Source organism: Ectopseudomonas composti (assembly GCF_900115475.1).
Classification (GTDB): Bacteria; Pseudomonadota; Gammaproteobacteria; order Pseudomonadales; family Pseudomonadaceae; genus Aquipseudomonas; species Aquipseudomonas composti.
In genome coordinates, this window is record NZ_FOWP01000015.1 from 94,937 (window position 1) to 117,139 (window position 22,203).

25 protein-coding genes, 1 tRNA gene and 1 riboswitch are annotated in these 22,203 nt (G+C 63.7%); of the genes, 21 read left to right on the forward strand and 5 right to left on the reverse strand.

The window, feature by feature from the left end:
- The first annotated feature begins 30 nt into the window (after positions 1-30).
- The 3 genes from relA to BM059_RS21875 all read left to right on the forward strand — a co-directional run bounded on the left by relA (position 31) and on the right by BM059_RS21875 (position 3,923).
- Positions 31-2,274, forward strand: coding sequence for a GTP diphosphokinase (gene relA, locus BM059_RS21865; protein ID WP_074941333.1), 2,244 nt, complete (start codon positions 31-33; stop codon positions 2,272-2,274).
- An 81-nt stretch (positions 2,275-2,355) separates the two neighbouring features.
- Positions 2,356-3,186, forward strand: a complete 831-nt coding sequence (gene mazG / locus BM059_RS21870) for a nucleoside triphosphate pyrophosphohydrolase (RefSeq protein WP_074941334.1) — start codon at positions 2,356-2,358, stop codon at positions 3,184-3,186.
- A 197-nt stretch (positions 3,187-3,383) separates the two neighbouring features.
- Positions 3,384-3,923, forward strand: a complete 540-nt coding sequence (locus tag BM059_RS21875) for a DUF2058 domain-containing protein (protein WP_074941335.1) — start codon at positions 3,384-3,386, stop codon at positions 3,921-3,923.
- 96 nt (positions 3,924-4,019) lie between these two features.
- On the opposite strand, the gene BM059_RS21880 is transcribed toward BM059_RS21875, so the two are convergent.
- Both BM059_RS21880 and BM059_RS21885 read right to left on the reverse strand, forming a co-directional pair.
- Complete coding sequence (locus BM059_RS21880) at positions 4,020-4,292, reverse strand: Rho-binding antiterminator (RefSeq protein ID WP_037004085.1); 273 nt, start codon at positions 4,290-4,292, stop codon at positions 4,020-4,022.
- Between the two features lie 245 nt (positions 4,293-4,537).
- Entirely contained in the window at positions 4,538-5,785 is a 1,248-nt protein-coding gene (locus BM059_RS21885; protein ID WP_074941336.1) for an OprD family porin, read from the reverse strand.
- Between the two features lie 319 nt (positions 5,786-6,104).
- Between BM059_RS21885 and BM059_RS21890 the strand changes: the two genes are divergently transcribed.
- Both BM059_RS21890 and BM059_RS21895 read left to right on the forward strand, forming a co-directional pair.
- On the forward strand, positions 6,105-7,244 hold the full coding sequence (locus BM059_RS21890) for a DUF5610 domain-containing protein (protein ID WP_074941337.1): 1,140 nt from the start codon (positions 6,105-6,107) through the stop codon (positions 7,242-7,244).
- Positions 7,245-7,292: 48 nt separating this feature from the next.
- Positions 7,293-7,529, forward strand: coding sequence for a glutaredoxin family protein (locus BM059_RS21895; RefSeq protein WP_074941338.1), 237 nt, complete (start codon positions 7,293-7,295; stop codon positions 7,527-7,529).
- 64 nt (positions 7,530-7,593) lie between these two features.
- Here BM059_RS21895 and BM059_RS21900 read toward each other — a convergent pair.
- The 3 genes from BM059_RS21900 to mobA form a co-directional block, all read right to left on the reverse strand.
- Positions 7,594-7,670, reverse strand: a tRNA-Pro gene (locus BM059_RS21900).
- A gap of 129 nt (positions 7,671-7,799) precedes the next feature.
- Positions 7,800-8,021 (reverse strand): YgdI/YgdR family lipoprotein, encoded by a 222-nt coding sequence (locus BM059_RS21905; protein ID WP_037002541.1) that lies wholly within the window; start codon positions 8,019-8,021, stop codon positions 7,800-7,802.
- Positions 8,022-8,107: 86 nt separating this feature from the next.
- On the reverse strand, positions 8,108-8,698 hold the full coding sequence (mobA, locus tag BM059_RS21910; RefSeq protein WP_074941339.1) for a molybdenum cofactor guanylyltransferase MobA: 591 nt from the start codon (positions 8,696-8,698) through the stop codon (positions 8,108-8,110).
- A 68-nt stretch (positions 8,699-8,766) separates the two neighbouring features.
- Between mobA and moaB the strand changes: the two genes are divergently transcribed.
- From moaB to BM059_RS21990, 16 genes are all read left to right on the forward strand, one after another.
- On the forward strand, positions 8,767-9,306 hold the full coding sequence (moaB, locus tag BM059_RS21915) for a molybdenum cofactor biosynthesis protein B (RefSeq protein WP_037002539.1): 540 nt from the start codon (positions 8,767-8,769) through the stop codon (positions 9,304-9,306).
- The gene (locus BM059_RS21920) at positions 9,303-10,517 is read left to right on the forward strand and encodes a molybdopterin molybdotransferase MoeA (RefSeq protein WP_074941340.1); all 1,215 of its coding nucleotides are present in this window, start codon (positions 9,303-9,305) and stop codon (positions 10,515-10,517) included. Before moaB ends, BM059_RS21920 begins: the two co-directional genes overlap by 4 nt.
- Before the next feature lie 149 nt (positions 10,518-10,666).
- Positions 10,667-11,287, forward strand: a complete 621-nt coding sequence (locus BM059_RS21925) for a C40 family peptidase (protein ID WP_074941341.1) — start codon at positions 10,667-10,669, stop codon at positions 11,285-11,287.
- 128 nt (positions 11,288-11,415) lie between these two features.
- Positions 11,416-11,940: a C40 family peptidase gene (locus tag BM059_RS21930; protein WP_074941342.1), complete on the forward strand. Its 525-nt coding sequence runs from the start codon at positions 11,416-11,418 to the stop codon at positions 11,938-11,940.
- 6 nt (positions 11,941-11,946) lie between these two features.
- A complete protein-coding gene (locus tag BM059_RS21935; RefSeq protein ID WP_037002532.1) occupies positions 11,947-12,267 on the forward strand; it encodes a hypothetical protein in 321 nt (106 codons plus the stop codon).
- Between the two features lie 38 nt (positions 12,268-12,305).
- Positions 12,306-12,442: riboswitch (cobalamin riboswitch) on the forward strand.
- Between the two features lie 415 nt (positions 12,443-12,857).
- Entirely contained in the window at positions 12,858-13,469 is a 612-nt protein-coding gene (gene cobO / locus BM059_RS21940; RefSeq protein ID WP_074941343.1) for a cob(I)yrinic acid a,c-diamide adenosyltransferase, read from the forward strand.
- Positions 13,469-14,761, forward strand: coding sequence for a cobyrinic acid a,c-diamide synthase CobB (locus BM059_RS21945; RefSeq protein WP_074941344.1), 1,293 nt, complete (start codon positions 13,469-13,471; stop codon positions 14,759-14,761). Before cobO ends, BM059_RS21945 begins: the two co-directional genes overlap by 1 nt.
- Positions 14,758-15,411, forward strand: coding sequence for a 5,6-dimethylbenzimidazole synthase (gene bluB / locus BM059_RS21950; protein WP_074941345.1), 654 nt, complete (start codon positions 14,758-14,760; stop codon positions 15,409-15,411). Before BM059_RS21945 ends, bluB begins: the two co-directional genes overlap by 4 nt.
- Before the next feature lie 3 nt (positions 15,412-15,414).
- Positions 15,415-16,323: an adenosylcobinamide-phosphate synthase CbiB gene (gene cbiB, locus BM059_RS21955; RefSeq protein WP_074941346.1), complete on the forward strand. Its 909-nt coding sequence runs from the start codon at positions 15,415-15,417 to the stop codon at positions 16,321-16,323.
- Positions 16,316-17,326, forward strand: a complete 1,011-nt coding sequence (gene cobD / locus BM059_RS21960) for a threonine-phosphate decarboxylase CobD (RefSeq protein WP_074941347.1) — start codon at positions 16,316-16,318, stop codon at positions 17,324-17,326. The genes cbiB and cobD overlap by 8 nt, the downstream gene beginning before the upstream one ends.
- Positions 17,326-18,777: a cobyric acid synthase gene (locus BM059_RS21965; RefSeq protein ID WP_074941348.1), complete on the forward strand. Its 1,452-nt coding sequence runs from the start codon at positions 17,326-17,328 to the stop codon at positions 18,775-18,777. Before cobD ends, BM059_RS21965 begins: the two co-directional genes overlap by 1 nt.
- 58 nt (positions 18,778-18,835) lie before the next feature.
- The gene (gene cobU / locus BM059_RS21970; protein ID WP_074941349.1) at positions 18,836-19,357 is read left to right on the forward strand and encodes a bifunctional adenosylcobinamide kinase/adenosylcobinamide-phosphate guanylyltransferase; all 522 of its coding nucleotides are present in this window, start codon (positions 18,836-18,838) and stop codon (positions 19,355-19,357) included.
- Complete coding sequence (gene cobT / locus BM059_RS21975; protein WP_074941350.1) at positions 19,354-20,409, forward strand: nicotinate-nucleotide--dimethylbenzimidazole phosphoribosyltransferase; 1,056 nt, start codon at positions 19,354-19,356, stop codon at positions 20,407-20,409. Before cobU ends, cobT begins: the two co-directional genes overlap by 4 nt.
- Entirely contained in the window at positions 20,406-20,981 is a 576-nt protein-coding gene (gene cobC / locus BM059_RS21980) for an alpha-ribazole phosphatase family protein (RefSeq protein WP_179529534.1), read from the forward strand. Before cobT ends, cobC begins: the two co-directional genes overlap by 4 nt.
- Positions 20,978-21,709 (forward strand): adenosylcobinamide-GDP ribazoletransferase, encoded by a 732-nt coding sequence (locus tag BM059_RS21985; protein ID WP_074941351.1) that lies wholly within the window; start codon positions 20,978-20,980, stop codon positions 21,707-21,709. Before cobC ends, BM059_RS21985 begins: the two co-directional genes overlap by 4 nt.
- A 72-nt stretch (positions 21,710-21,781) precedes the next feature.
- On the forward strand, positions 21,782-22,186 hold the full coding sequence (locus tag BM059_RS21990; protein ID WP_037002516.1) for a MarR family winged helix-turn-helix transcriptional regulator: 405 nt from the start codon (positions 21,782-21,784) through the stop codon (positions 22,184-22,186).
- Positions 22,187-22,203: the final 17 nt, after the last annotated feature.

Genomic DNA, 22,203 nt, shown 5'->3' on the forward strand with positions numbered 1-22,203 from the left:
ACCTAAGCGCGCCGTAGGGAAGGTAAGACGATGGTTCAGGTGAGAGCGCATCAGCCGGTCAACGATGACGGCAGCATCAACCTCGAGGCCTGGTTGCAGCACGTTACCCGCGTCGATCCGGCGCTGGATCGTCAGGCGCTGCAAGAGGCCTGCGAATTCGCCCGTGATCTGGAGCAGCAGGCCAACACCAATCAGCATCACTGGAGCGAGGGTGCTTCGACCTTCCGCGCCGGTCTCGACATCGCCGAAATTCTCGCCGATCTCAAGCTCGACCAGGACTCGCTGGTCGCCGCGGTCATCTATCGCGGTGTGCGTGAGGGCAAGATCACCCTGGCCGCCGTGCATCAGCGCTTCGGTCCAGTGGTGGCCAAGCTGATCGAGGGCGTGCTGCGCATGGCCGCGATCAGCGCCAGTATCAATCCGCGTGAATCGGTGGTGCTCGGCTCGCAGACGCAGGTCGAGAACCTGCGCAGGATGCTGGTGGCCATGGTTGACGACGTGCGCGTGGCCTTGATCAAGCTGGCCGAGCGCACCTGCGCCATTCGTGCGGTCAAGGAAGCCGACGAGGAGAAGCGTCAGCGCGTGGCGCGCGAGGTGTTCGACATCTACGCGCCACTGGCCCATCGCCTGGGCATCGGCCACATCAAGTGGGAGCTGGAGGACCTGTCCTTCCGTTACCTGGAGCCGGAGCAGTACAAGCAGATCGCCAAGCTGCTGCACGAGCGTCGCCTGGATCGCGAGCAGTACATCAACGATGCCATGGCCCATCTGCGCCAGGAGCTGGAGGCCACCGGCATCAAGGCTGACATCAGCGGCCGGGCGAAACACATCTATTCGATCTGGCGCAAGATGCAGCGCAAGGGCCTGCAGTTCAGCCAGATCTATGACGTGCGCGCGGTGCGCGTGCTGGTGCCGGAGGTACGCGACTGCTACACCACCCTGGGCATCGTACACACCCTGTGGCGGCACATTCCCAAGGAATTCGACGACTACATCGCCAACCCCAAGGAAAACGGCTATCGCTCGCTGCACACCGCCGTGCTCGGGCCGGAGGGCAAGGTGCTGGAGGTGCAGATTCGCACCCATGCCATGCACGAAGAGGCCGAATTGGGGGTTTGCGCGCACTGGCGCTACAAGGGTACCGACGTCAAATCCGGCTCCAACCACTATGAAGAGAAGATTTCCTGGCTGCGTCAGGTCATCGAGTGGCACGAGGAACTGGGCGACATCGGCGGCCTGGCCGAGCAGCTACGCGTCGATATCGAGCCGGATCGGGTCTACGTCTTCACTCCCGACGGCCATGCCATCGACCTGCCCAAGGGCGCCACGCCGCTGGACTTCGCCTACCGCGTGCACACCGAGATCGGCCACAACTGCCGTGGCGCCAAGATCAACGGCCGTATCGTGCCGCTGACCTACAGCCTGCAGACCGGCGAGCAGGTGGAAATCATCACCAGCAAGCAGGGTTCGCCGAGCCGCGACTGGCTCAACCCCAACCTGGGCTACGTCACCACCAGCCGTGCGCGGGCGAAGATCGTCCACTGGTTCAAGTTGCAGGATCGCGACCAGAACGTCGCCGCCGGCAAGCAGTTGCTCGAGCGCGAGCTGGCGCGCATGGCCCTGGTCGGTGCAGATTTCGACAAGCTGGCCGAGAAGGCCAACCTGAAAACCGCCGAGGACCTGTTCGCCGCCCTGGGTGCCGGCGACGTGCGCCTGGCTCATGCGGTCAACCTGGCGCAGCAACTGGTCGAGCCGGAGCGCGGTAACGAGCAACTGGAGCTGATCCCGCGCAAGGCGCAGGGTTTCAAGCCGGGCAAGCGCGGCGATATCCAGATCCAGGGCGTCGGCAACCTGCTGACGCAGATGGCCGGCTGCTGCCAGCCGCTGCCGGGCGACCCCATCGTCGGCTACATCACCCTCGGTCGTGGCGTCACCATCCATCGCCAGGATTGCCCTACGGCGCTGCAGCAGACCGCACGCGAGCCGGAGCGAATGATCCAGGTGAGCTGGGGGCCGGTGCCGGTGCAGACCTACCCGGTGGAAATCGTCATCAAGGCCTACGACCGTTCCGGTCTGCTGCGTGACGTCACCCAGGTACTGCTCAACGAGAAGCTCAACGTACTGGCGGTCAACACGCGTTCGGACAAGGAGGACAACACCGCCTCCATGTCGATCACCGTGGAGATTCCGGGGCTCGATGCGCTGGGGCGCCTGCTGGCGCGTATCGGTCAGTTGCCCAATATCATCGAAGCGCGTCGCCATCGCGCCAATTGAACGGCAAGCCTCAAGTGACAAGCTGCAAGTGAAAAGCGGTCTTGTGGCTTGAGGCTTGTTGCTTGCAGCCCAGGAGCTTTCATGTACCGACTCGACGACCTGCTGCACCTGATGGCGCGTTTGCGCGATCCGCAACACGGCTGCCCGTGGGATCTGAAGCAAAGCTACGCGAGCATCGTGCCCTATACCCTCGAAGAGGCTTACGAGGTTGCCGATGCCATCGAGCGTGGCGACTTCGAGCATCTGCCGGGCGAGCTCGGCGACCTGCTGTTCCAGGTGGTCTATTACAGCCAACTGGCGCAGGAGGAGGGGCGTTTCGACTTCGCCCGGGTGGTCGATGGCATCACCAGCAAGCTGATTCGCCGCCACCCGCATGTGTTTCCTGATGGCGATCTATACGGTGCCCCGGATGCGGCGAAGCTGGAAGAGGCCGCGGTCAAACAGCGCTGGGAAGAGCTCAAGGCGCAAGAGCGCGCCGAGAAGGCAGCCGCTCCCGAGCAGCTTTCTTTGCTCGATGACGTACCGAGCGCGCTACCGGCGCTTTCGCGTGCGGCCAAGCTGCAAAAACGTGCCGCCCAGGTTGGCTTCGACTGGCCCGAGGCGCTGCCGGTGGTGGACAAGGTGCGCGAAGAGCTCGACGAAGTGCTCGAGGCCATGAGCGAGAACGATGCCGAGGCGGTGGCCGAGGAGATCGGCGACCTGCTGTTCGTCGTCACCAACCTGGCGCGTCACCTGAAGGTCGACCCGGAAGCGGCATTGCGTGCGGCCAACGGCAAGTTCGAACGGCGTTTCCGCTTCATCGAGCAAAGCGTGCGTGAAGCGGGACGCAACATGGACAGTTGCTCGTTGGAGGAGCTGGACGCCCTGTGGGGCGAAGCCAAGAAGCTGGAGAAACAAGCGCCTGGCTGCTGAACCCTATAGGCACGGCGGCGTTCCGATTTATCCGCGAAGCCTTTGCTGTCCGCCTTTCGCGACTGAAGCGGTTCGCCGCCCGGTCGCTCCTACAGGCTGGAGCGGCGGCCGCTTAGCCCTTATGCTGGGCACCTTCGACTGGCGGCGCCGAGCGCTCGGCACCGCTGTAACTGAATCATGTTCGGGATCTTTAAGTCATGGGTCTTTCCCTGCGCGACCAGCTGCTCAAAGCCGGCCTGGTCAATGAAAAACAGGCCAAGCAGGCTGGCAAGCAACAGCAAAAGCAGAAACGCCTGGTGCAAAAGGGCCAAGCCGAGCTGGACGACAGCACGCGCCAGGCCGCGATGCAGGCGCAGGCCGAAAAAACGGCGCGTGATCAGGAACTCAATCGCCAGCAGCAGGAAAAAGCCGAGCAGAAAGCCCGCACCGCGCAGATCAAGCAACTGATTGAGCGCTCGCGTCTGCCCAAGCTCGACGGCGAGGATTACTACAATTTCGTCGACGACAAGAAGGTCAAGCGCCTGCCGGTCAACACCATGGTGCGCAACAAGCTCTCCAACGGCTGGCTGGCCATCGTCCGTCATGGTGGTGGGTACGAAATCATTCCGCGCGAGGCCGCGCTGAGGATTCAGGAGCGCGATGCTTCGCGCATCGTCCTGCTCAATACCCATGTCGAAGAGCCGGATGCCGACGACCCTTACGCGGCCTACCAGATTCCTGATGATCTGATGTGGTAATGCAGCGTTTCTGCACGTTCGCGTAGGGTGCGCTGCGCGCACCGCAGATTAGCGCGATGGGCGGGTATACATGGCGCACCCGTAGGTGCGTCGCGTTCAGCAGCGACTGCCGCTCAACAGCACCCGAGCAAAGCTGGCGCCCGCATCCTGCGGGGTGATCGCCAGCAGGCGATCCATGCGCAGGCGCTGTTCGCCGTCGGCTGTACGCACCAGCAGAAATTCTCCCTGGCTCGCTATCGTCTCGGTGGTCAGCGCCTTGCCTTGCAGGCGAGTGCCGTCGATCAGTTCGATATCCAGCTGATAGTGATGCATGCAGGCAATCTCCAGATAATCGTAGAGATCGCAGGCCAGGGGTTGGTAGTCGTCCATCAAGGACGTCCTCCGTGTTGGTCATGCCAGCCTGGGATGAAATAGTCGTCATTCCCGCGCGGGCGGGAAACCAGAGCCCCGCAGCACCTGGACTCCCGCCTTCGCGGGAGTGACGGTGTAGAGTTTTTGAGCGTTTCTCTAGGTGAGGAGGGTTTAGGCTGCACGTGCTTTTCCAGTTTCGATAGAAACGAAAAACGCCGCAACCCGATACAGGCGTTGCGGCGCTTTGGTTTCGCGGATGCGCCTTACATCAGCGGAATGGTGTAGCTGACGATCAGGCGGTTTTCGTCCAGGTCACCGATGCTCGCGTTGGAGCGCACCATCGCGTTACGCCAGCGCACACCGAGGTTCTTCAGCGGGCCTTCCTGCACGATGTAGCTGATATCCAGGTCGCGTTCCCATTCCTTGCCGCTGGCTCCGCTTGCGCCGTCGAAGCCGTCGCCGGTGACGTAGCGGACGAAGGCGGTCAGGCCCGGGATGCCGTAGCTGGCGAAGTTGACGTCGTAGCGCGCCTGCCAGGATTTCTCGTCCTTACGGGTGAAGTCGAGAATCTGGATGTAGTTGACGATATAGGGATCGGTTTCGGTCAGGAAGGGGAAGGCGTTATCGCCACCGACTTTCTGGTAACCCACGCGGAAGGTGTGCGCACCGATACCGGCCCAGAGGTTGACCGAGGTCAGGTCGTTATCCAGCTTGCCGCCGAGTTTGCGGCCGTTGTCCTGGGAGTCGAAGTAGGCCAGGTTGGCGCCCAGCTTCCAGTCACCGATCGGCTGTACATGGATCAGGTTGTACAGCTTCTGATCGTAGATATCCTCCAGCTCGCCGTACCACACGCCAACGGTGGTGTTGCCGCCGTTGAACTTGTAGTCGCCGCCAGCGAAGTTGTAGCGGTCGCTCTCGCCACCCACGTTGGTTGCCGTGATATCGACCCGGTCGGTGGAGGCGCGTTGGTTGACCTCACGCAGTTGACCGCCGTTGAGGGTCAGTCCGTCGATTTCCTGCGAGGTGATCATGCCCCCGGTGAAAACCTGTGGCAGCAGGCGTGAGTCGCCAGAAGAGACGATGGGTAGCTTGGGCATCAGGCCGCCGACCTTGCCGACGGTTTTGGAAATGCGTGCCTTGACCGCACCGCTGAGCTCGGAATATTCGTCCGGCCCCTCATTGCCGAAACTATTGGGTAGCAGGCCGGTGCCGGCGCGCTCGTCAGAAGAATCGAGCTTCAGACCGAGGCCCGCATAGGCGTCCAGACCAAAACCGACGGTGCCCTCGGTAAAGCCGGACTCGGCCTTGAGGATGAAGCCTTGTGCCCATTCTTCGCGCTTGGACTGCTGTGCAGCAGTCGTGTCGCGCAGGTCCCGATTCATATAGAAGTTGCGCAGTTCCAGAGTCGCTTTGCTGTCGCCGATGAAGTCAGCCTGTGCCAGGCTCGGCAGGGTCAGGCTGGCGCCCAGCGTGGCGAGGGCCACGGCGCGGGCGAGGGGAGTCTTACTCATTATTGTTGTCTCCTCGTTGTTATAAGCAGGTCGGCCACGAAGTGACCGGCCAGTTACGGCGCGATGAAATAAAGCATTTCGCCTGCGAATCGACTGTAAGACTTTAGTCTGGCGGGGCTTTGCGCGGAGCGGCGGTATTGAGACGCGTGGGCCCTATCTCGTGGTTGACAGGGCTTTTCTCGGCTTGCCCGTCCATCGGGAAAGATCCGTTCGATGGCAACGAAACAGAGAAAACTTGGTAACCGTTGGTCGATAAAGGCTAAAGCTCTCCCTCGGACGGCCGCTAAGTTCGGCAGATAACCTATTCAGGTACCCAGCCATGAATCCTCTGAGCTCACTCAACTCCGCCGCTTCCCGCACTGCGCAAGCCAGCCAGTCCATGGCCGCGCGCGGCAATGCCGCCGACGCACAGGCCACTTTGGCCAATCGTCTTGCCGAGAAGTTGGGCGTACCGCCGGGCTCGTTGTCCGGGTCGCGCGATGACTACACCCCGGAAAAAGTGGCAGGGCGGATTCTGGGGTTCATCGAGCAGCGCTTGCAGAGCGAGGCTGCTGCCGGTGCGGATCCAGCCAAGCTGGACAAGCTGCTGTCCCAGGCGCGTGATGGTGTGGAGAAAGGCTTCGCCGAGGCGCGCAAGATACTCGATGGCATGGGTGTGCTGAAGGGACAGGTAGCCGGTGATATCGATGACACCTACAAGCGTATTCAGGATGGCTTCGGCGATCTCGACAAGCGCTTCGGCAGCGCCGCTCCGGGCGCGTCGGACAAGGTGGCAGTGGCGGGTTACAGCGAGCGTTTCAGTGCCCTGGCGGAAACCTTCGACCTGTCCGTTACCACCCGCGATGGCGACCGTCTGCGTATCTCCGTGGCGCAGGCTTCGGCCAGTTGGTCGCAAAGCAGCTTTGCTGCGTCCAGCGACGGTAAATCCACCAGCGTGGTAGGCAGTAGCCAGTCCGGCCGCATGCAGATCGGTGGTTGGCAGGTGGATGTCGAGGGTGAGTTGGATGATGACGAGATCAAGGCGCTGGAGAAGTTGTTCAGCCAGGTGCAGGATCTCTCCGACACGTTCTACGCCGGTGATCTGGCCGGTGCTTTCGACCGCGCCATGGCGCTGGACATGGATGGTGAGCAATTGGCATCGATGTCGCTGCGCCTGACTCAGACCAGTGTGCGTCAGGCCACCGATGCCTATGGCGCGGTGGCCGGACAGGGCGCCAGCGCGGTCAACAGTGGTCTGCAGGAATATGCCCAGGGTCTGCTCGATGCGCTGCGCAGTGCCGGTGATCTGGCCCAGGATGCCGGCGGCATGCTCAAAGAGTTGCTCAAGGGCGGCTTCTCGCTCGATGAGCGTTTCGACCAACCGCGTCTGGAGAAGGCCGACAATCTCAACCGCAGTCTGCTCGACGGCCTGCAGTCGTTGCTCGCTGGTCAGACGGGCAAGGGCGCTGACGCGAGCTGATCGACGCCGATGCTAAACTGCGCACCTTGCTGATAGTGAGGTGCGCTAATGACGCCTGAATGCCAACTTTTCGGAACCCTGGGTTGCCATCTCTGCGAGGTGGCGGAAGCGTTACTCATGCCGTTCGTCGAGAATGGCCTGCTGGTCGAGCTGATCGACATTGTTGAGCATGAGGGAATGGTCGAGCAGTACGGCTTGCGTATTCCGGTGCTACGCCGCTGCGATACAGGTAACGAGCTGAACTGGCCATTCGATGCCGAGCAAGTGGTGGCCTTTCTGAGTTGAAAAAGGGTGGCACCAACAAATTGCAGGGAATAAAAAACCCGCCGATCAAGGCGGGTTTTAGATTTGGTCGGAGAGACAGGATTCGAACCTGCGACCTTCTCGTCCCGAACGAGACGCGCTACCAAGCTGCGCTACACTCCGAATGACGCGTATTCTACTGAAAAACTTTTACCGCACAAGGGGTTAGCCGGAAAAATCTTCGGGCTGAGCATCCAGTCGGCAGCCGGTATGAGTTCTCGGCGTCCTTCAGTAGCGTCTCGCGCACCGTGCTCAGAGCTCCTTGACAGTTTGCACCTGATCCTTGTTGATCGTGGCGCGTTTGCCGTCGAGTTGCTCGAATTCATAGAAGCCGGAATCTTCATCGAACTTGGGCTTGTCCACGGTCTGGATCTCACGCCCGTCATTCAGCGTGATTACCGACGGCGAGGAGCAGCCGGCCAGTACAGCGAAGCCGATCGTCATAAGCAGGGCGGGGATGATCCGTTGGTTCATGGTCTGTCTCCTTGAGTGCAAAAGGGGTGCTATACCCTCGCTATGACGTAAAACTGTCGTATGAGTTCCGTTGAGTGCAGCGCGTTTCAGCAAGAGGAGGCGTTACCTGCCAAGGTTTCCGGCGTGTTGAGGTTGGCTAGGCGGGCGTCGTCCAGGGCGCAGTCGACGGCGATGGGCGCCAATTTACCGAACCAGCGCTGCGGGCTACGCTCTCCGGATTGCCAGGCGCGCTCCAGGTCATCCTTCAGTCCTGTTGGCAGCAGGCAGAACAGCGGTTGCCAGTAGTTACCCTGGCGAATCACCACCGGGTGGGTGCCGGATTGCGCCAGAAGTGACTCGATCAGTGCGCGGTCGACCAGCGGGGCGTCACAGGGCAATACCAGCATCTGTTCGTGGCGCGCCGCGGCCATGCCGGCCCGAATACCCGCCAGTGGTCCCTGAAAATCATGATCCTCGTCGGCAACCAACTGGTCGGCATAGGGCGCGTAGCGCTGATGGTTGCGGTTGCAGGAGATGATCATATCATCGCTCAGCGGGCGGGTCAGATCATGCAGCCAGGCGATCAGCGGGCGGCCACGCCAATCCAGCAAACCCTTGTCACGTCCGCCCATGCGCTGGCCGCGGCCGCCTGAAAGAAGCAGTACCGAGCAGGTGGGGAGGGCGTTGGATGCGGGCATGCGGGCAGTCTCCGAAAACAGGCGGTGTGATATAACAGCGCCCATTCTCTCCCAATTGGATGCCTGCCATGAACCACAAGGCCGATGCGGTTTTCGTGCCGCTGAATATTGCCGTGTTGACCGTCAGCGATACCCGCACAGTGGAGACCGATACCTCGGGGCAGCTGCTGGTCGATCGCCTGACCGGTGCTGGTCACCAGCTGGCCGCACGGGTTTTGCTCAAGGACGACCTGTACAAGATTCGCGCCCAGGTGGCGACCTGGATCGCCGAGGATCAGGTGCAGGTTGTTGTCATTACCGGCGGCACCGGTTTCACCGGGCGCGACAGTACGCCAGAAGCGGTCACCTGCCTGCTGGACAAGCAGGTCGATGGTTTCGGTGAGCTGTTCCGGCAGATTTCCGTGGCGGATATCGGCACCTCCACTATCCAGTCACGCGCACTGGCGGGGTTGGCCAATGGCACACTGGTGTGTTGCCTGCCGGGCTCGACCAATGCTTGCCGCACCGCTTGGGACGGCATTCTCGGTGAGCAGCTGGATGCACGGCATCGGCCCTGCAACTTCGTGCCGCACCTTAAACAGGTGGGCGCTTGCGAGACCCGCGGATGAGTGGTTGCGATCACCCCGGTCTGATGCCCATGGAGGCAGCGCTGGAGCGGCTGCTGGCACTGGCAGAGGCTGCACCCATCGAACAGGTCGAGCAGGTTGCACTGGCCGATGCAGACGGGCGGGTGCTGGCCGAACCGCTGATTGCAGCGCTGGATCTACCGCCCTGGGCTAACAGCGCGATGGATGGCTACGCCCTGCGCCTGGTCGATTGGACGGGCCAGGCGTTGCCGGTCAGTCAGCGTATCCAGGCCGGTAGTGCGCCTTTGCCACTGGAGCCAGGAACCTGCGCACGCATCTTCACCGGTGCGCCGCTGCCGGCAGGTGCTGATACCGTCGAGATGCAGGAGAACGCCGAGCTGGATGAAACGGGGCGCGTGCATTTCCGTGAACCGCTGAAAGTCGGGCAGAACGTGCGTGATCAAGGCCAGGAAACCCGCATCGGCGATTGTGTACTGCCGGCCGGTACGCGTCTTGGGCCTATCGAGCTGGGGCTGGCGGCGTCTTTGGGCGCAGCGCAACTGTCGGTACGTAGGCGCCTGCGCGTTGCCGTGCTGTCCACCGGCGATGAGTTGGTGGAGCCGGGGCAGGCGCTTGGCCCGGGGCAGATCTACAACAGCAATCGACGCCTGCTGATCGCCTGGTTGCAGCGACTGGGCTGCAGCGTGGTGGATGCGGGGATACTACCCGATGATTTGCAGCGCACTCGCGACGCGTTGGGTGCTTTGGGCGAAGTCGATCTGATCCTCTCCACGGGCGGTGTGTCGGTCGGCGAGGCGGATTTTCTCGGCATGGCCCTGCGTGAGGCCGGTGAACTGGCCCTGTGGAAGCTGGCGATCAAGCCGGGCAAACCACTGACCTTCGGTCATTACCAGGGTGTTCCGGTCATTGGTTTGCCGGGCAACCCGGCGTCGACATTGGTTACCTTCGGCCTCCTGGCGCGCCCTTATATGTTGCGTCGCCTGGGTGTTCAGCGTGTCGAGCCACTGGGTTTCGCGGTGCCGGCAGGTTTTATCTGGGTCAAGCCGGGCATGCGCCGCGAGTACCTGCGGGCTCGGTTGGAGCAGGGGCGCGTGGTGCCTTATGCCAACCAGAGTTCAGGCGTGCTGCGCAGCGCCGCCTGGGCCGAAGGGCTGGCCGAGGTCATGGAAGGCAGTACGCTGGCCGAAGGGGATATGCTGCGTTTTATCCCGCTCAGCGAGATTCTCGGCTAGCTTCCCGCAAGCCCGGCCATGAAGATGGTCGGGCGCTTTAGATGGCGCGGCGAAACTACTGGGTCACATTTCTAACGATAGAATTTGCAAATGAACGTTATAGCGGGCATAGTCGGCAGCTTGTAAATTCTACCGACACGGTCGTGCCCATGCTAAAACGCTTCGCACCCCTCGTGCCTCTTGCACTCACAGCCTTTCTCGCTGCCTGCGCCGGCCACTCGCCGCAACCGCAGATCAGCGAAGCCACGGTCGAGCCAGTTGCTCGTCCGCTCTCTCAGCAGGTTGAGCCTGCCGATGATGAAATCACCGCGCTGATCGACGACAAACCCTACGAAATGCCTCAGCTGGCCGACAGCCTGCTCGACCTCGGGCGTTCGCTGATCGGTACTCGCTATCGTTATGGCGGCACGTCGGTGCAGTCCGGTTTCGATTGCAGCGGCTTCGTCGGTTACCTGTTTCGCGAAGAAGTAGGCCTCGAACTGCCGCGTTCCACTCGCGAGCTGATCAACCTGGATGCACCCAAGGTGGCACGCGCCGACCTGGAACCAGGTGACCTGATCCTGTTCAACGATCGTGGTCGCGGTCGCGTCAGTCACGCCGGCATCTACTTGGGCGATGACCAGTTCATCCATTCCAGCAGCAGCCGTAGCGGTGGCGTGCGCATCGACAGCCTGGACGACAGCTACTGGAACCGCAGTTACCTGCAGGCCAAGCGTGTCCTGGCTCTGGCGCCGGTCGAAGATCAGGTCGCTGTCAAACGTCATAACTGATGCACACGGCGTAACCGAAAAACCTGTTCAAGAGCTGTCTCGGTAGGCCTTGAACGGGTGCTGAGGGTTGCGCCGTTCGTCGTGAATCGGCAGAGTAGAGCGCATTCAGGCTCTGGATCGCCTCGCTTATGCCCGTCACGACCCGTGTTGCCCTCATTTCTTTCGTGCTGCTACTGAGTGCTTGTAGCAGTCGTGCTCCTTCCCCTCAGCCCATCTATATCCCTCCGGTCTCTTCTTCCGCTTATCAAGGTGGTGCTGAAGATGTGCTGTTCCGTGCGCTGGGGCTGGTCGGTACGCCCTATCGCTACGGGGGCAATACCCCGGAAGGCGGCTTCGATTGCAGCGGCCTGATCGGCTACGTGTATCGCGATGCTGCCGGCATCAGCCTGCCGCGTTCGACCCGTGAGCTGCGTGCGATGCGTACCCCGGATATCCGACGTGATGCCCTGCAAAGCGGTGACCTAGTGTTCTTCGCCACTAATGGTGGGCGCGCCGTCAGCCATGCTGGCATCTATGTCGGTGAGGGGCGTTTCGTCCATGCGCCCTCCAGTGGCGGCACGGTGCGCCTGGACAGTCTCGATAACGTCTACTGGCAGCGTGTCTACCTCGATGCCAAGCGGGTCATTACCCCAGAGCTCGCTCGTAATCCCTGATCAGCCATGGCCGAACCCATTCGCCTGCCGCCTCAGCCTGAGGTCTGCGAGTTGTGCGCACGGCCGGTTGCGTTGACGCGTCACCATCTGATTCCCAAAGCACTGCACGACAAAGCTTACGTGCAGAAGCGCTTCGTTCGTCATCAGCGCATCACTGCCACGCTTTGGGTCTGTCGCGCCTGTCACAACCAGATTCACCGTCTATTCAGCGAAAAGGAGTTGGCACTGACCTACAACAGTCGCGATGCGTTGTTGGGGGATGAGCGCTTGCGTACGTTCGTCGAGTGGCTGGCGAGCAAACCTCCGGGATTCACGCCCAGGCATTGAGCGGTTCCGGCGTTGACGGGCATGGCTGCCAGCCTCTACCCTGCGCGCCTTGCTTCAGGTGCCCCGAGTTGCCGTGAATGGCGGTCGAGGGGTGAAACAGGGAAGCCGGTTCGAATGCCGGCGCTGCCCCCGCAACGGTAGGTGAGTCAAACGCTGCTCAAGCAGATCGTGTGAAAACGTAGCGAGCGAAGGTCAGGCAAGGGCTAGGCGCCCCCGCAACAGGCGAAAAAGCGGAGTTTACGTACTGTAAATGAGCATTTTGAGACTGTTTTTAACGCCGATGGCCGAGCGCAGTAGTTTTCACGCAGTCTGCAAAGCCACTGTGCACTGCACGGGAAGGCGCAGCGTCGAACCTTTGGGTTCGCTCACGAGCCCGGAGACCGGCCTGTCGCAGTTTCACGGCATCGCGGAGGGCGTTGTCCGGCCGACGCTCCGGTTTACCGGGGCGTTCGTGTTTTCTGTCTTCCGCTCGCCTGACCAGCCTTTGGCGCCTGGGTGAGGACGTGCGGATCATCATGACCTGCTTCCTCATTGCTGCTCGTACTGTTTACCAACAGCCGACGCGGGTGCCTGATGTACAGGAGCACAGTATGAGCGAGTCCACTGAACGCGATGTTCGCCACAAGGCGCGCATGCAGCGCAAGAAAGCCCTGATCGACGAGAAGATTGCCCAGGCCCAGGATGAATACGGCCTGCTGCTGGTGCACAGCGGTAATGGCAAGGGCAAGAGCAGCAGCGCTTTCGGCATGGTCGCGCGCGCCCTCGGTCATGGCCTCAAGGTGGGCGTGGTGCAGTTCATCAAAGGCGCGGCCAGCACCGGCGAGGAAACCTTCTTCCGCCGCTTTCCCGAGGAAGTCAGCTACCACGTGATGGGCGAGGGCTTTACCTGGGAAACTCAGGATCGCCAGCGCGACATCGCCAAGGCGCAGGAAGCCTGGGCAGTGGCCCAGCGTCTGCTCAGCGACGAGTCCGTCGGCCTGGTGGTGCTGGATGAGCTGAACATCGCCCTCAAGCATGGCTACCTCGAACTGGACGCGGTGCTGGCCGATATCGAGGCTCGGCCGTTGTTGCAGCACGTGGTGGTGACTGGCCGTGGCGCCTTGCCGGGAATGATCGAGGCCGCCGATACGGTCACCGAGATGAGCCTGGTCAAGCATGCGTTCAAGTCCGGGGTGAAGGCGCAGAAGGGCATCGAATTCTGATGGACGTACGTCACTGTCCGGCGCTGCTGATCGCTGCGCCGGCCTCCGGTCAGGGCAAGACCACCGTCACCGCTGCACTGGCGCGCCTGCATACGCGTCAGGGGCGGCGGGTGCGGGTATTCAAGTGCGGGCCGGATTTTCTCGATCCGATGATCCACGCCCGCGCCAGCGGTGCACCGGTGTATCAGCTCGACCTGGCCATGGTTGGCGAGGCAGAGAGCCGTCGCCTGCTATGGCAGGCCGCTGGCGAGGCGGATCTGATCCTGATCGAAGGGGTGATGGGCTTGTTCGACGGCAAGCCATCAGCGGCCGATCTGGCCCGCCACTTCAACGTGCCGGTGCTGGCGGTGATCGACGGTGCGGCCATGGCCCAGACCTTTGGTGCGTTGGCCCATGGCCTGGCCACCTTCCAGCCGGACCTGCCGTTTGCCGGGGTGCTCGGCAACCGCGTCGCCAGTACACGGCATGGCGACATCCTGCGTGATGCCTTGCCGCCGAGTATCCGCTGGTTCGGCGCCTTGCCGCGCAGCGCCGCGGTCGAGTTGCCGAGTCGGCACCTGGGTTTGGTGCAGGCGGCCGAATTGGCGGATCTGGATGCGCGCCTGGACGCGGCTGCCGATGCGCTGGTGGCCAGTGCCGATGTCGACCTGCCGCCAGCGGTGAGTTTCGCCGTGCCGCAGATCGATGAATCTGTGCCCTTGCTCAAAGGCGTGCGGATCGGTGTGGCGCGGGATGCGGCGTTCGCCTTCCTTTATCAGGCCAATCTCGACCTGCTGCAGGCGCTTGGCGCCGAACTGCATTTCTTCTCGCCATTGAACGACAACGCCTTGCCCGAGGTGGACAGCCTGTACCTGCCTGGCGGTTACCCTGAGCTGTACCTGTCCGATCTGGAGGGCAATCAGGCCATGGCCGCCGCGATTCGCGCCCATCACCAGGCTGGCAAGCCGCTGCTGGCCGAGTGTGGCGGCATGCTTTATCTGCTCGATGAGTTGCGCGACAAACAGGGCGGCAGTGGCCGCATGCTGGGCCTGCTCAGCGGCAGTGCGGCGCTGCAGCCCCGCCTGACGGCGCTGGCCCTGCAGGAAGTGACGTTGCCGGAAGGCGAGCTGCGTGGCCACAGTTACCATCACTCGCGACTGGACAGCCCGCTGCAGCCACTGACGCTCGGCCGCTGCCCGAACGGCAAACCGGTGGCCGAGGCGGTGTATCGCCTGGGTCGCCTCACCGCCAGCTATATCCATTTCTACCTGCCTTCCAACCCGGCGGCGGCTGCCGCGCTGCTGCGTCCATGAGCGAGCACGCCTTCAGTTCCGAGGAGCGCGCGGCGGTATACCGCGCCATTGCCGAGCGCCGGGACATGCGTCACTTCGCTGGCGGCCAGGTGCCGCCCGAGGTGCTGGCGCGCTTGCTCGAAGCGGCGCACCACGCGCCCAGCGTCGGCCTGATGCAGCCCTGGCGCTTCCTGCGTGTCAGCGATCCGCAATTGCGTGAGGCGGCCCATTCGTTGGTGGAGGCAGAGCGCGTACGCACCGCCGAAGCCCTGGGTGAGCGTGCGGATGAATTCATGCGGCTCAAGGTCGAGGGCATTCGCGACTGCGCCGAGCTGTTGGCGGTGGCGCTGATGGAGGGGCGTGAAGCGCATGTCTTCGGGCGACGCACCTTGCCGGAAATGGATATGGCCTCGGTGGCCTGCGCCATTCAGAATCTGTGGCTGGCTGCGCGAGCCGAAGGGCTGGGGCTTGGTTGGGTGTCGTTGTTCGACCCCGAAGCACTGGCCGAGCTGCTGGGCATGCCTGCCGGTAGCAAACCAGTGGCGTTGCTGTGCCTGGGGCCGGTGCATGCCTTTTACGAGAAACCGATGCTGGTAGAAGAGGGCTGGGCTACGCCCCGACCGCTGGCTGAGTTGCTATTCGAGAACCAATGGGGAGTCCGGGGTGACTGAACGATGAACCTGGCGCTGATCACCTGCGCCGGTGTGGCGCTGGACGCCGTGCTGGGCGAGCCGCGTCGCGCGCACCCGCTGGTGGCCTTCGGTCGCCTGGCCGAACGCCTGGAGCAGCGCTTCAATCCGGCGGGCGGTGGCTGGCGCAGTCATGGTGTGACGGCCTGGTGCCTGGCGGTGCTGCCGTTGACCGTTATCACCTGGCTGCTGATGCAGGTCAGCTCGCTGAGCTGGGCGGTGGAGATCTTCGCCCTGTACTTCGCCCTCGGTCTGCGCAGCCTGTACGAGCATGCGCAACCGGTGGCGCAGGCGTTGCGCCTGGGCGACCTGGCGCTGGCACGCGAGCGCGTCGGCTGGATGGTCAGTCGCAACACCGCCGAACTCGACGCCACGGGTGTGGCCCGCGCCGGCACCGAGTCGGTGTTGGAGAACGGTTCCGATGCGGTGTTCGCCGCCTTGTTCTGGTTCATCGTCGCCGGTGCGCCGGGCGTGGTCCTTTATCGCCTGAGCAATACCCTCGACGCCATGTGGGGTTATCGCAACGAACGCTTCGAGCGTTTTGGCTGGGCCGCGGCGAAGATCGATGACCTGCTCAATTACATCCCGGCGCGCCTGGTGGCACTGACTTACGCACTGCTTGGGCATACCGCCCTGGCGCTTAGGTGCTGGCGCAAGCAGGCGCCGCTGTGGGACAGTCCCAATGCTGGCCCGGTGATGGCGTCTGGCGCCGGCAGCCTGGGCGTGAGCCTGGGCGGCGCGGCGGAGTATCACGGCGAGCTGCATGAGCGCCCGCAACTGGGCGAAGGCCCTGCGCCGCGTGCGCGAGATATCGAGCGGGCGATGAATCGGGTCGTCGCTGGCGTGGGCTTGTGGCTGTTGATTTTGACGCTGTGGGAGGTATGGGTTGCTTGAGCATGGAGGTCGACTGCGCGCCGCTGCGCAGCGCTACGGCATCCCCCTGGAAGACTGGCTGGATCTGTCTACTGGTGTCGCGCCCTACGGCTGGGATCTGCCGGCCGTGCCCGGCTCTGCCTGGGCGCGCCTGCCTGAAGTGGATGACGGCCTGGAGCAGGCCGCGCGCGATTATTACGGCGCCGTCAACCTGCTGCCGGTCGCCGGCTCGCAGGCGGCGATCCAGGCCTTGCCGCGTCTGCGTCGCAACGCCAGCGTGGGCATCATCACGCCGACCTACGCCGAGCATGCCGCCGCCTGGCGTCGCGAAGGCCATCGCGTCACCAGGCTCAGCGAAGGTTCGGTGCATCGTGCCTTGCCGCAGTTGGATGTGCTGCTGGTGGTCAACCCGAACAATCCGACCGGCCGCCTGATCGAGCCGTCGCGCCTGCTCGACTGGCATGACGAACTGGCCGAGCGCGGCGGCTGGCTGGTGATCGACGAAGCCTTCATGGATTGCACGCCGGAGCACAGCCTGGCCGCCTACAGCGACATGCCGGGGCTGATCGTGCTGCGCTCGTTCGGCAAGTTCTTCGGCCTGGCCGGCTTGCGTCTGGGCTTCGTCCTGGCCGCCCAGGCGCTGCTGGATGAACTGGAAGCACTGCTCGGCCCCTGGGCCGTCAGCGGCCCCGCGCGCAGCGTGGCGCTCGACCTGCTGGTCGATGGTGAGGGGCAGCGCCGCCAGCGTGAACGCCTGCTGGCCGACGGCGAGCGTCTGACGGCGCTGCTGCGTGATTGTGGCTTGCCGTCGACTGGTGGCTCGTCGCTGTTCCAGTTCTGTTGCACCCGTCGCGCCGTACCCTGCGCCGAGCTGCTGGCGCGGCGCGGCATTCTGGTGCGCCTGTTCGCCGAGCTGGACAGCCTGCGCTTTGGCCTGCCGGCGGACGAATGTGGCTGGTTGCGGCTGGAGCAGGGCCTGCTGGAATGTGCACCGATACTGGCGAGTCTCGAGGAAACGCCCTGATGGCCACTTTGATGGTGCAGGGCACCACGTCCGACGCCGGCAAAAGCACACTGGTGACGGCGCTGTGCCGCTGGGCGCGGCGCCAGGGTGTTTCCGTGGTGCCGTTCAAAGCGCAGAACATGGCGCTCAATTCCGCGGTGACCGCCGACGGCGGCGAGATCGGCCGGGCGCAGGCGGTGCAGGCACAGGCCGCTGGGCTGGAGCCGCATACCGACATGAACCCGGTGCTGCTCAAGCCCAATAGCGACATGGGCGCCCAGGTGATTATCCACGGCCGCGCCATCGGCAACATGCAGGCGCTGACCTATCACGGCTACAAACCGGTGGCCATGGCGGCGGTGCTGGAATCCCATGCGCGTTTGTTGGCGCGTTACGAGCTGGTGCTGGTCGAGGGGGCTGGATCGCCGGCCGAGATCAACCTGCGCGCCGGTGACATCGCCAACATGGGCTTTGCCGAGGCGGTGGATTGCCCAGTGATCCTGATCGCCGATATCGACAAGGGCGGCGTGTTCGCCCATCTGGTCGGCACCCTGGAGCTGCTCAGCCCGAGCGAGCAGGCGCGTATCCAGGGGTTCGTGATCAATCGTTTTCGCGGTGACATTGCCTTGCTCAAGCCGGGGCTGGACTGGCTCGAGCAGCGCACCGGCAAGCCCGTGCTCGGTGTGCTGCCATACCTGATGGATTTCCATCTGGAGGCCGAGGATGCCGTCGATACCCGGCAGCAGGTCAAGGACGAGCAGGCCTTGCGCGTGGTGGTGCCGGTGCTGCCGCGCATCAGCAACCACACCGATTTCGACCCACTGCGCCTGCACCCGCAGGTGCAGCTGACCTTCGTCGGGCCTGGCCAGGTCATCCCGCCGGCTGACTTGATCGTCCTGCCAGGCTCCAAGAGCGTGCGTGCCGATCTCGCGCGTCTGCGCGAGCAGGGCTGGGATGTGGCCATTGCCCGCCACCTGCGTTACGGCGGCAAGCTGCTGGGTATTTGTGGTGGCCTGCAGATGCTGGGCAGGCAGATTCATGACCCGCATGGCTTGGAGGGGGCTGCTGGCAGCAGCGAGGGTCTCGGCCTGCTGGATTTCGAGACGCAGTTGGAGCCGGAAAAACAGTTGCGCAACGTACGTGGCCGGCTGTGCATGGAGCAGGCGCAGGTCAGCGGCTACGAGATTCATGCCGGTGTCAGTCGTGGGCCTGGCCTCAATGGTGCCGTGCAGCTCGATGACGGGCGCAGCGACGGCGGCCTCAGCGCCGATGGTCAGGTGCTCGGCACCTACCTGCATGGTCTGTTCGAGCAACCGTCGGCATTCGCCGCACTATTGCGCTGGGCTGGGCTGCATGAGGTGCAGGCAGTGGATTACCAGGCGCTGCGCGAGCGCGATATCGAGCGCCTGGCCGACCAGGTGGAATTGCACCTGGATACCGAAAAACTCAAGGCGCTTTGCGGCCTGGGGTAGGGGGCGCGGCACCCGCAGGTTTTGAAATGGTGCGCACAGCGCACCCTACGGAGTGAAGATGCTTGAATTGATCCTCGGCGGTGCCCGTTCCGGCAAGAGCCGGCTGGCCGAGAAACTGGCCGACGAGTCCGGGTTGGAGGTCGTTTACATCGCCACCAGCCAGCCGCTCGATGGCGAGATGAACGAGCGTGTCGCTCAGCATCGCGCACGGCGGCCAGCGCACTGGGCACTGGTCGAAGAACCGCTGGCGCTGGCCCGTGTGCTGCGCGAGCAGGCCGCGCCCAGCCGTTGCCTGCTGGTGGATTGCCTGACCCTGTGGCTGACCAATCTGCTGATGCTGGAGGACCCGGCGCAGCTTGCGGCTGAGCGTGAAGCGTTGCTCGGCTGCGTGGGCGACCTGCCGGGGCGCATCTTGCTGGTCAGCAACGAAACCGGATTGGGTGTGGTGCCGCTCGGTGAGCTCACTCGGCGTTATGTCGATGAGGCCGGCTGGCTGCACCAGGCGCTGGCCGAGCGCAGCCAGCGGGTAGTGTTCACCGTCGCGGGTCTGCCCATGGTGCTCAAGGGGGAGGCCTTATGAGTCTGCAATGGTGGCAGGGGCCGTGTCAGCCGCTCGATCATGTAGCGCGGGCCAAGGCCGAGACGCGTCAGCAGCAGTTGACCAAGCCCGCCGGTTCGCTGGGGCGCCTGGAGCAGCTCGCTATCCACCTGGCGGCGCTGCAAGGGCGTGAGCGACCGAGTCTGGACAAACTGTGGATCGGCATTTTCGCCGCTGATCACGGCGTGGTGACCGAGGGTATTTCCGCCTACCCGCAAGCGGTGACCGGGCAGATGCTGGCCAACTTCGTCAGTGGTGGCGCGGCCATCAGCGTGCTTGCGCGAGAGCTGGATGCGGCGCTGGAGGTGATCGACCTGGGCACCGCCGAGCCGTTACCGCCGCTGCCTGGCGTGCGTCATCTGCAGGTTGGCGCCGGTACGCAGAATTTTGCCCGCGATCCGGCGATGACCCTGGCGCAGGCGCTGATCTGCCTGGAGGCGGGCCGCGACAGCATCCAGCGCGCCCGTGCTGTCGGTTGTGATCTGTTCGTCGGCGGCGAGATGGGCATCGGCAACACCACGGCGGCGGCGGCGTTGGCCTGCTGGCTGCTGGATTGCCCAGCAAGTGAGCTGGCTGGCCCGGGAACCGGGCTGGACGGTGCTGGCGTGGCACACAAGGCGCGGGTGATCGATGCTGCGCTGGCACTGCACCGGTCGCACATCGACGATCCGTTGCAGGCGCTGATCCACGTGGGCGGTTTCGAGATCGCTGCGCTTACCGGCGTCTACCTGGCTGCGGCGCAGCAGGGCGTGGCGGTTTTGGTCGATGGCTTTATCTGCAGTGTCGCGGCCTTGCTTGCCGTGCGCCTTAACCCTGGCTGCCGCGACTGGCTGCTGTTTGCCCATCACGGCGCCGAGCCGGGCCACGTGCGTGTGTTACAGGCGTTGGAGGCGCAACCACTGCTGGAGCTGGGCTTGCGCCTGGGCGAGGGCAGTGGTGCTGCATTGGCCGTGCCGTTGCTGCGTCTGGCCTGTGCCCTGCACGGACAGATGGCGACCTTCGCTGAAGCCGCTGTGGCGCAGAGGCCAAGCTGATGCTGCAGCTGGAATTGCTGCGCCATGGCGAGACCGAGTTGGGCGGTGGCTTGCGCGGCAGCCTGGACGATGCACTGACCGAACAGGGCTGGGCGCAGTTGCGCGGCGCTGTGCAGGGCGCCGGCCCCTGGGATCGTCTGATCAGCTCGCCGCTGCAGCGCTGTGCGCGGTTTGCCGAGGAGCTGGCCGCCGCTCATGCCTTGCCGTTGCACCTTGAGCCCGGCCTGCAGGAGCTGCATTTCGGTGATTGGGAAGGGCGCAGCGCTGCCGAGCTGATGCACAGTGATGCCGAGGCTCTGGGTCAGTTCTGGGCCGACCCCTACGCATTCACGCCGCCCAATGGCGAGCCGTTGCTGCAGTTCGAGGCGCGCATTCTGGCGGCCATGCGGCGTTTGCAGCACAGCCACGCGGGCGAGCGTCTGCTGGTGATCACCCATGGCGGAGTGATGCGCCTGTTGCTGGCGCGTGCGCGCGGCTTGCCACGCCAGCAGCTGCTGCAGGTCAACGTCGGCTACGCCCAGCGCTTTCGCCTCAGCCTGGATGCCGAAGGGCAACTGACGGAGTTGCCATGATCGCGCTGCTGATCGCCCTGCAGTTCCTCACCCGCCTACCGGTCACGCTGCCTGGTATGCCCGCACCGGAGCAGATGGGCCGTTCGCTACTCTGGTATCCGGCTGTGGGCCTGTTGCTCGGCCTGCTGTTATGGGGCGCGCATCTGTTGTTGGGACAGGCGCCGGCGCTGCTGCAGGCGGCGATCATTCTGGCGTTGTGGGTGGGGCTGAGTGGTGGCCTGCACCTGGACGGCCTGGCCGACACGGCCGACGCCTGGGTCGGTGGTTTCGGTGATCGTGAGCGCACCCTGGCGATCATGAAAGACCCGCGCAGCGGCCCTATCGCAGTCGTGGTGCTGGTGCTGCTGTTACTGCTCAAGTTCGCCGCACTGTTCACGCTGCTGCAAGCCGGGCAGGGGATCTATCTCATGTTGTTGCCCTGGTTGGGGCGCAGCCTGTTGCCGCTGTTGCTGGCAACCACGCCTTATGTGCGTGCCGGCGGCCTGGGCCAGGCACTGGTGGATCACTTGCCGCGACGGCAACTGCCCTGGGTGCTGAGCCTGCATCTGCTGGGCATGCTGCTGTTCGGCTGGCAGGGTCTGCTGGCGCTGGCGACAGGTTTGCTGCTGTTGGTCTGGCTGCGCCGCGCCTTGCTGCAACGCCTCGGCGGCACCACGGGCGATACGGCCGGGGCACTGGTCGAGCTGGCTGAGTGCGCCGCACTTTTAGCGCTTGCGCTGAGCCTCTGACACAACTGTTATGCCGACGCAGTGCGCAACTGTATGAGTGTGAATGGCTAATGCGGGTATATACCTGTATTCATGTTGCCGACCTCCTGTCTCTGTACTCAACTGCGCCGCGCCAGTCGCGGCGTAACCCGTCTCTACGATGACGCCCTCGCTGCCGTCGGGCTCGGCGCTGCGCAGTTTTCCTTGCTGCGTCACGTACAGCGGCTCGAGCAGCCGAGCATTTCCGTGCTGGCCGAGGCCATGGGGCTGGACCGCAGCACATTGGGACGTAACGTGCGGGTCCTGGAAGAACAGGGGCTTGTGCAACTGGGAGAAGGGCGCGACTTGCGCGCTCGCGAGGTACGGCTCACAGAAGCCGGCCTGCAGCGTGTCGAGCAGGCGCTGCCGCTGTGGGAACAGGCGCAGCGAGAACTCAACGCTCGGCTCGGCGGAGATAGCCGTGCCGAGCTGATGAAGTTGCTAGAAGAACTGGCCTGATGGCCGACTAATTTTGA